The organism is Xanthomonas sp. JL1 (genome assembly GCF_038405005.1).
The window spans coordinates 20721-29471 of record NZ_JBBYGR010000017.1 but is presented as its reverse complement, the minus strand read 5'-3'; the positions used below and the strand labels follow the sequence as shown (position 1 = coordinate 29471).

Here is an 8751-nt window from a genome sequence, read left to right as displayed (position 1 = left end):
GGTGCACCCGCGCGGCCATGGGCTCCACGCTCTTGCGCCCTCCAGGCAGTAGCAACCCCTTCAGGTACCAGTGTGCGGGCTGTTTGCGATCCACATGGGACAGGGCGGCAGCAACTACTTCCCGGTACTGTTCAAAACGCACTTCCAGTGTCCTATTCAACACAGCTCTCCCGCGCGGCCTGAAGGTCTTCCAATAGTGGCACAAAGGTACGATTATTTGTAACACAGTGGAATTAGGTAATTTAAATGCGCCCAACTTCGTGTATGGGGCGGTTGGTTCGCCCCGCTTCGTTCGGGCGCGTATTTCAGGGCAAAACAATATGCGGCGCCCTGCCGGCGCGTCGCAACCCATTGAAATTTCCTTGAGGAGTATTTCAGATGATCTTGGAATCGCACAATCAAACAGCAGCGACTACCGCTTTTTTTATCGGCCTGAGCGCATGCCTTGGGTTACCTGGTGAGCTTGCGCAGCGGCTCGGCGAAGGCGAAACCATTCTGGGCCCTGCCGGCATGCTGTGCCGCGTCCACACGCAGGGGCAGCCGGGCGAACTGATGGCCTTCCCGGAAGTGATCTTGCCTCTGGCGGCACGTGAGCTTGGAGGCGAGGAGGTGGTGATGCTGCTGTCGCTGCAGGAGCAACTGCTGACCGAGTATGGCTGGCGGCTCACGCTCTCGGATCTCGGCCTGCTCTGCGTCTGCCCCCTGTTGCTGGTGCGCACGCCTGAAGAGGTGGCCGCTGCACTGGACCGCGGGCAGGTGGTTGCCCGTGTCGTGTTGGACGCGCTGGCGACGCAGGTCGATAAGACGCAGGAGGTGGCATCATGAAACTCTCCGGCGGTATCGAGGCCGCTTCCAGTAGCGGCGCAGCCTCGCACCCTCCTGTAGAACCAACGCAGGCCGAAGACGTTGATGCCCCGCGGGAAGAACACGCACAGACTGAACCGCTTTGGGGCTTGACCTCTTCCAGCACGGCGCTGCGCAGTCGTCGCACATCTTTGAGCGGTCGCTCCAGGCCTCACGCAGATGAAGAAGGGGCCACGCTCGGCGGCTCACATCCGCAGTCGTCGCAATCAGATCGTCCCTCCGACTGAGCCTGACTGAGGCAATAGCTCCATCAACCATGCGAGCTCCTCTTCGTTGAATGCCGGGAAATCATCCGCTGCCCCTGCGAAGGGGGCCGCATCTTGTTCCCACATCACGGTGCTGGACGCTGCCAGGTCGGCAGCGATGGGCGTACCAGGATCCGGGAGGCCGCCCCCGATCCTGGTACGCGGGCGTTTTACCCTCCAGCTGAGGGGCAAATGCAGCGCATCGCGCTGTTCGGGAACGCGCACCTCGAAAGATTGCTGTGCGGAGGGGCCGGTGACAGCACGATCCGATCGGGACCGTTTACGGCTGCTTGCCCCTGTCTGATCTCCCTCGTGCATTGGGCTAGGCGCATCAAGGTCACGCTCCAGCGAATCGGCGAATGCATGCAAAGACGCCTGATCCGGTGTTTGAGCTGAAGTAGGGGACGGTTTGGCCCTTTTCATCCCTGATGCCTGGAGGATACGGTCCCAACGCTGCGAGGCTGGGGGGAGCGTTCCGTAGCGGGCTTCGAATTCGGTGACGCCCACTCTGCGAAAGAGCTGTACCAAGCCGTGCCTGCTCATCTCGAACTGCGTCATGGCGTCATCGAATGCTTGCGCTGGGTGGGAGTGGCTCTGGAAAAAACCAAGCACGCGAACCACGTGCGCGAGGTCGGGAACGCGATGGGACGTGCGTTCGGGAATGCGGCGATTGATTCTTCTGATCAATTCCGGCGCGTGCGGCAATCCCTTTTTCACTGCATCCAGGGCAGGACGTCCGCCGAGGCAGGCCAAGGCGACGAGGTGGTCGTTGGTCAACGCGGCCAACGCCGGATCAGGGCGAGATAACTGGGCAACAATGCTCTCCAGCGCCTGCTTGCCGCCATTGCTGGCGATGGCCACCACCTGGTTCGGGGTCAGGCCATGGTCCTGGCACAGCACCGGCAACAGCCGCTGCACCGTCTCCAGCGCCTGCTTGCCGCCACTATTGCTGGCGATGGCCACCACCTGGTTCGGGGTCAGGCCATGGTCCTGGCACAGCACCGGCAACAGCCGCTGCACCGTCTCCAGCGCCTGCTTGCCGCCATTGCTGGCGATGGCCACCACCTGGTCCAGGGTCAGGCCATGGTCCTGGCACAGCACCGGCAACAGCCGCTGCACCGTCTCCAGCGCCTGCTTGCCGCCATCGTGGCTGGCGATGGCCACCACCTGGTCCAGGGTCAGGCCATGGTCCTGGCACAGCACCGGCAACAGCCGCTGCACCGTCTCCAGCGCCTGCTTGCCGCCGTTATTGTTGGCGATGGCCACCACTTGGTCCGGGGTCAGGCCATGGTCCTGGCACAGCACCGGCAACAGCCGCTGCACCGTCTCCAGCGCCTGTTTGCTGCCGCCATTGCTGGCAATGGCCACCACCTGGTCCAGGGTCAGGCCATGGTCCTGGCACAGCACCGGCAACAGCCGCTGCACCGTCTCCAGCGCCTGCTTGCCGCCGTTATTGCTGGCGATGGCCACCACCTGCGCCGGGGTCAGGCCATGGTCCTGGCACAGCACCGGCAACAGCCGCTGCACCGTCTCCAGCGCCTGCTTGCCGCCGTTATTGTTGGCGATGGCCACGACCTGGTCCGGGGTCAGGCCATGGTCCTGGCACAGCACCGGCAACAGCCGCTGCACCGTCGCCAGCGCCTGCTTGCCGCCAATATTGCTGGCGATGGCCACGACCTGGTCCGGGGTCAGGCCATGGTCCTGGCACAGCACCGGCAACAGCCGCTGCACCGTCTCCAGCGCCTGCTTGCCGCCACTATTGCTGGCGATGGCCACCACTTGGTCCGGGGTCAGGCCATGGTCCTGGCACAGCACCGGCAACAGCCGCTGCACCGTCTCCAGCGCCTGCTTGCCGCCGTTATTGTTGGCGATGGCCACCACCTGGGCCGGGGTCAGGCCATGGTCCTGGCACAGCACCGGCAACAGCCGCTGCACCGTCTCCAGCGCCTGTTTGCCGCCATCGTGGCTGGCGATGGCCACGACCTGGTCCGGGGTCAGGCCATGGTCCTGGCACAGCACCGGCAACAGCCGCTGCACCGTCTCCAGCGCCTGCTTGCCGCCATCGTGGCTGGCGATGGCCACCACCTGGTCCTGGGTCAGGCCATTGGCCTGGCACAGCACCGGCAACAGCCGCTGCACCGTCTCCAGCGCCTGCTTGCCGCCAATATTGCTGGCGATGGCCACCACCTGGTCCTGGGTCAGGCCATGGTCCTGGCACAGCACCGGCAACAGCCGCTGTACAGGCAACAGCCGCTGCACCGTCTCCAGCGCCTGCTTGCCGCCATTGCTGGCGATGGCCACGACCTGGTCCGGGGTCAGGCCATTGGCCTGGCACAGCACCGGCAACAGCCGCTGCACCGTCTCCAGCGCCTGCTTGCCGCCATCGTGGCTGGCGATGGCCACGACCTGGTCCGGGGTCAGGCCATGGGCCTGGCACAGCACCGGCAACAGCCGCTGCACCGTCGCCAGCGCCTGCTTGCCGCCGCCATTGCTGGCGATGGCCACCACCTGGTCCGGGGTCAGGCCATGGTCCTGGCACAGCACCGGCAACAGCCGCTGCACCGTCTCCAGCGCCTGCTTGCCGCCATCGTGGCTGGCGATGGCCACCACTTGGGCCGGGGTCAGGCCATGGTCCTGGCACAGCACCGGCAACAGCCGCTGCACCGTCTCCAGCGCCTGCTTGCCGCCATCGTGGCTGGCGATGGCCACGACCTGGTCCGGGGTCAGGCCATGGTCCTGGCACAGCACCGGCAACAGCCGCTGCACCGTCTCCAGCGCCTGCTTGCCGCCATCGTGGCTGGCGATGGCCACGACTTGGTCCGGGGTCAGGCCATGGTCCTGGCACAGCACCGGCAACAGCCGCTGCACCGTCTCCAGCGCCTGCTTGCCGCCGTTATTGTTGGCGATGGCCACCACCTGGTCCGGGGTCAGGCCATGGTCCTGGCACAGCACCGGCAACAGCCGCTGCACCGTCTCCAGCGCCTGCTTGCCGCCATCGTGGCTGGCGATGGCCACGACTTGGTCCGGGGTCAGGCCATGGTCCTGGCACAGCACCGGCAACAGCCGCTGCACCGTCTCCAGCGCCTGCTTGCCGCCAATATTGCTGGCGATGGCCACCACCTGGGCCGGGGTCAGGCCATGGTCCTGGCACAGCACCGGCAACAGCCGCTGCACCGTCTCCAGCGCCTGCTTGCCGCCAATATTGCTGGCGATGGCCACCACCTGGTCCGGGGTCAGGCCATGGGCCTGGCACAGCACCGGCAACAGCCGCTGCACCGTCTCTAGCGCCTGCTTGCCGCCAATATTGCTGGCGATGGCCACCACCTGGTCCGGGGTCAGGCCATGGTCCTGGCACAGCACCGGCAACAGCCGCTGCACCGTCTCCAGCGCCTGCTTGCCGCCGCCATGGCTGGCGATGGCCACGACCTGGTCCGGGGTCAGGCCATGGTCCTGGCACAGCACCGGCAACAGCCGCTGCACCGTCTCCAGCGCCTGCTTGCCGCCAATATTGCTGGCGATGGCCACGACCTGGTCCGGGGTCAGGCCATGGTCCTGGCACAGCACCGGCAACAGGCGCTGCACCGTCTCCAGCGCCTGCTTGCCGCCGCCATGGCTGGCGATGGCCACGACCTGGTCCGGGGTCAGGCCATTGGCCTGGCACAGCACCGGCAACAGCCGCTGTACCGTCTCCAGCGCCTGCTTGCCGCCAATATTGCTGGCGATGGCCACCACTTGGTCCGGGGTCAGGTTCAGGGGGGCACCCGTCAGTGCATTGCGCCATGCATGCACTGCCTGCACTGAGGTCAAGCCGCCACGTTTTGCAATCTTGAGAAGTTGGCCTGTGTCCAACTGTAACGGCGGACCTCTCAACTCCCCCGCCTTCGTGAGCAAGGCCTCCAGGGCGCGTGCGCCGGACCACTGTTTGCCGACGCCAACGATGTCTTCGTGTGTCGCCTCTGGCAACGCCGTGATTATGTGCTGATACTTGACAGCGACGGTCCCTAACGCTGCCGGGTGTTGGCTGAGCGCAACGATGTGCGCGTGTGTAAACCCATGGCCCACCAGTGCCTCGTGGTGCTGCGCCACTGTCGAACGCACCTTCGGTTTGATCTTCTCTTGCTGCTGCTGACTGTAGCCGAGCGTGCGTAGATCCACCTGCGCGGCCGGCGAAGCGTCGGAGGGTTGCGCCGCACGCCGTCGCGGGGCCGGCTTGGCGCGCGGCGGCCGCGCGGCAGTGACAGCGACACGCACGGTGGGTGGCGGGTCATCGGCTGCACGCAGACCCGATTGCACCTCATCCCACTCTGCTGGGGCAGCCGCTGTATGCGGTGTGCCGACGGCAGGCATCGAATCAAGAAGCGATGTATCAAGAAGCGACGGATCGAACTGACGGAGCAGATCGCTGAAGCTGCCCGCCGAGAACGCAGGCGAGGGCGCAGGGGGAGATGGCAGCCGGGTCCGGGACATCGTCCGCCGAGCGGGCAAGCCATCCAGGGGGCCGCCAGCAGGCGGAGCCCCCCCCCGATCTGCAGTCGGCTGAACCCTATCCGGTTGGGGTCCGGGCAGAAGCTCGCGGGCAGGACTTGGCGTGCGCGAACGAATGGGATCCATTCGTCGGGCGCCAGATTTTACACCGCAGAGGTCGTGTCCCAAGTCCAGGAAATCAACGCACCGGCTGTACCTGCCGCCGCGGCGACCTATGCCGAGCGCAGCACGGCGGCGGCCGCCGAGGTGAAAGCGCAGCTACGCGCCCGTCTGGACGCTCTGCCATTTGCTGCGCCCTCGAAAGAGCAGACCGCCCTGCAGGCGAGCTATCTGGAATGGGCTGACGCACGCGTGCAGGAACGCATCACTGCCTTCGGGCCGGATGCCGGGTACCAAGCTGTCGGTGACATGAAGACAGCGGGCACAAAAGCGGCATTGCCGATTGCCTACCAATGTCTACGGTCGTTCATTATCGGTGCGATGCGTAATCCGGTCGGTCTGGCGACGGGTGCGGCCTATGCGGCCCGGCGCCCGATTGGCGCGGAGGAGCTGAGTACGGTGATGGTGTCGGGTGTCGCGGCGGGGTCGGCGTCCTATATCAGCGATACTTTGTTGATCCCGGCAATGGACCGGCGCACGCGCGTTGCCAACATGCCGAAGTTTCAGGCCGTCGACCCCAAAATCCTGGCGCCAGATCCACCACCGGTCATTCTGGAAGTGACCGCTGAAGGCAAGCGCTTCACGCGTCCGGGCGATAACGATGCGCCGACGCTTGCCGAACTCAAGGCCCAGACCTACGACCGCCGCCTGGAGATCACGCAGCTCCAATCGAACCTGGACGACAAGTCACTCAATACCTTGTTGCTCAAGCCAGTGATCAACGGAATATTCAATGCCGCGCGCCGGACTGGTGGTAATCCGGATTTGCTGACGCCTGCCGGCCAGCTGGGGTTCAGCGCACTCGCCATTGGCGGCGCCGGAATCGTTCAAAAGACATTGCTTGAGACAGGCAAAGCTGTGGCACGGACCGGCCAAATGAGTGTCCCGGATCTAGTTGGCGGAGAGCAACGGCTGAATCTGTTCGCATTGGCGTTGCCCGACAAAGAGCGCCGGCCTGCACAATGGTCCGACGCCGTGCATTTCCCGCCTAGATATTTGCTGGACACCGGAAAGGAAGCGTTGGCGTTGGCAAGGCAGGGCATCAACAGCGCAAACGCGATCGCCACCACGACCCGCGACCTGTTGACCCGCCACATGCTGAGCAATGTCATTTCCAGCTTCGCCTCGATGGGGGCTGCGCGCATCATCACAGCGCCGTTGCGTGGGGGGAGTCACACACGTGTTGCTGGCGAAGCCGCCAATTCCAGGGCTGTGGTCGCGCAGCAGGCCGTGCAAACCCTGTTCAACGATACGTTATGGAATGCGCTCAAGGCCAAGAATGGCACCAATACCTCCCAGGCGGCGCGCCTGGACAACGAACGTGCCGTGCTTGCAGCCAAGCATCAACGCACAATCGAACAAACCATCGAGGCCCTGGCCGAGCCCGTGGGTCAGGCGATCGCCACGCTTTCGGATCAGACACGTGCCATGGAGGAGGGGATGCGCGTCGCGCCTGGCGCTTGGCTGCGTGGCCAGACACTGCGTACCGCCCTGCAGGCATTGCTTAAAGAGATCCGCGCGCAGTCCGTCTCGATCGCGACCATCGATGCGGTACGCACTGCACTGCGCGAGGAGGGGGGGCAAACGTCTAGAGCCGTGCCCCCCGACGCGGCCACGCATGCACTGGATGGTCAGCTGCAAACGCTCAAGCGTGCACTGCATGACAGCGAAGAACTCCGCCAGTGGCAAAGCGGGCGAGCATGAGCGCTCAGCTGCCGCATTGATACTCAGGAGTGTTGTACACCGCTGCCACAGACGTCACTGTCGTCGCGTCTGTGGCAGAGGTGGTGGTGTCTGGCAGCTTAGAGCGGCGAACAAAACGTAGCGAGCAGCTGTCAGGTGGGTGCGGACGGCGCGCTCAGAACCGGAGGGTCCGCGTGGTACATGCCGATTCCGCGCACCGGCCGCGCCCGCCTGGCGGTAAGCGCAGTCGTTTTGTTGGTCGCTCTCAGCCGTTGCCAGTCATGATGGAATACCACGGCCACACACCTCGCGCCGCGTCGTAGGCCGCTCACTGCACGAGGCAGGCAGTGCACTGCGACTCGGTTGCTGTGCCATGGCTGATCGGTGCAGCTGCAGCCATGATTGATGCTGCGGCAAGATGCCAACAGGCCTGTATCAGGCGCGCAACCACAGATAGTTGCCCGTCGCGATTCCTTCGAACATCTCGTCGTGCGCAACGAAGATATTATTGTTCCAGTAGCGGCCATGCTCGGCGTAGTGGGCAAGCAGATCGCATATCCACGCGCCATCCACGTCGTCGTCCAGCGGTACCCGTACGATTAGCACGATAACGCCGTTATCGTTCAATCCAAGCTGTGCCTGGTCCTGCGCATACACTGAAAGATTGGCTTCGAGCAGAAGCCTAAAAACGGTCAATGTCCGCCCGGCAGGTGGTAACCCGTAAGCGATGCGTAAATACAGTGCTTCTTGCTGTGCGTCGTCTCCTGGCTGTGGTGTCGGCAGGTGCAGATAGACCTCAAAGCCCTCTACCCAAAGCACACGCCGACTAAGCACCGACTCCACATCTGGCAAGTCCAGTGACTCGCACATCTGTCGAACGATGGTTTCGAATCGCGCGCTGCTCATCCTTGGTGAGACATGAACAGGGCCCCCTACAAGCCCTGCGCATGTCTAAGCCCATTACTGGCCAACGAGCTGCTTAGCGTTGTCGCCCGCCTTGCCGATGAACTTGTTGAGTGCCACGTTGAAGTCAAGATCGTTTTTGAGCTGCGTGATCTTGTTGTTCATGGACTTCTGAGCCTCGTCCGAGGCACTCATGTCGCCGAGCAACGAACCCATCTGCCCGTTCGAGCCAGAGAGTGCAGAAGCACCGGAGATTCCATTGGCCACACCTCCGGTATAGCCATCCATACCCTGTTGGAAGCGCGAATTAAGTGAGCTGATTTGCGGAAGTATTTCCATAACAAGACTCCTACGTAGTGAACGTGTAATGGTGCGCCTGTCGGCGCGTTTTGCTTGGTCGAAGCGACCAAGA

Annotated in this window: 6 protein-coding genes and 1 other RNA gene; 2 read left to right on the top strand and 5 right to left on the bottom strand. The window is 63.9% G+C overall.

Features of this window, described 5'->3' with window-relative positions; genetic code table 11:
• On the bottom strand, positions 1-163 hold a 163-nt coding region (locus WJW29_RS04465), incomplete at its 3' end, for a transposase (RefSeq protein WP_146767602.1).
• A 215-nt stretch (positions 164-378) separates the two neighbouring features.
• Between WJW29_RS04465 and hap3 the strand changes: the two genes are divergently transcribed.
• Positions 379-825: an Hpa3 family type III secretion system protein gene (hap3, locus tag WJW29_RS04460; RefSeq protein WP_109182055.1), complete on the top strand. Its 447-nt coding sequence runs from the start codon at positions 379-381 to the stop codon at positions 823-825.
• A gap of 245 nt (positions 826-1070) precedes the next feature.
• Here hap3 and avrBs3 read toward each other — a convergent pair whose 3' ends face one another.
• Positions 1071-5720 carry a type III secretion system effector avirulence protein AvrBs3 gene (gene avrBs3 / locus WJW29_RS04455; RefSeq protein WP_109181976.1) on the bottom strand — a complete coding sequence of 1550 codons (4650 nt, stop codon included), beginning with the start codon at positions 5718-5720 and terminating at the stop codon, positions 1071-1073.
• A 33-nt stretch (positions 5721-5753) separates the two neighbouring features.
• Here avrBs3 and xopF1 point away from each other — a divergent pair, with 33 nt between their 5' ends.
• Positions 5754-7457 carry a type III secretion system effector XopF1 gene (gene xopF1, locus WJW29_RS04450; protein ID WP_012443597.1) on the top strand — a complete coding sequence of 568 codons (1704 nt, stop codon included), beginning with the start codon at positions 5754-5756 and terminating at the stop codon, positions 7455-7457.
• A 105-nt stretch (positions 7458-7562) separates the two neighbouring features.
• Here xopF1 and WJW29_RS04445 read toward each other — a convergent pair.
• From WJW29_RS04445 to hrpE, 3 genes are all read right to left on the bottom strand, one after another.
• Positions 7563-7639: non-coding RNA, sX9 sRNA (locus WJW29_RS04445), on the bottom strand.
• A gap of 232 nt (positions 7640-7871) precedes the next feature.
• Entirely contained in the window at positions 7872-8342 is a 471-nt protein-coding gene (locus tag WJW29_RS04440) for a CesT family type III secretion system chaperone (protein ID WP_011257072.1), read from the bottom strand.
• A gap of 54 nt (positions 8343-8396) precedes the next feature.
• Positions 8397-8678: an HrpE family protein gene (gene hrpE / locus WJW29_RS04435; RefSeq protein ID WP_011257073.1), complete on the bottom strand. Its 282-nt coding sequence runs from the start codon at positions 8676-8678 to the stop codon at positions 8397-8399.
• Positions 8679-8751 lie beyond the last annotated feature (73 nt).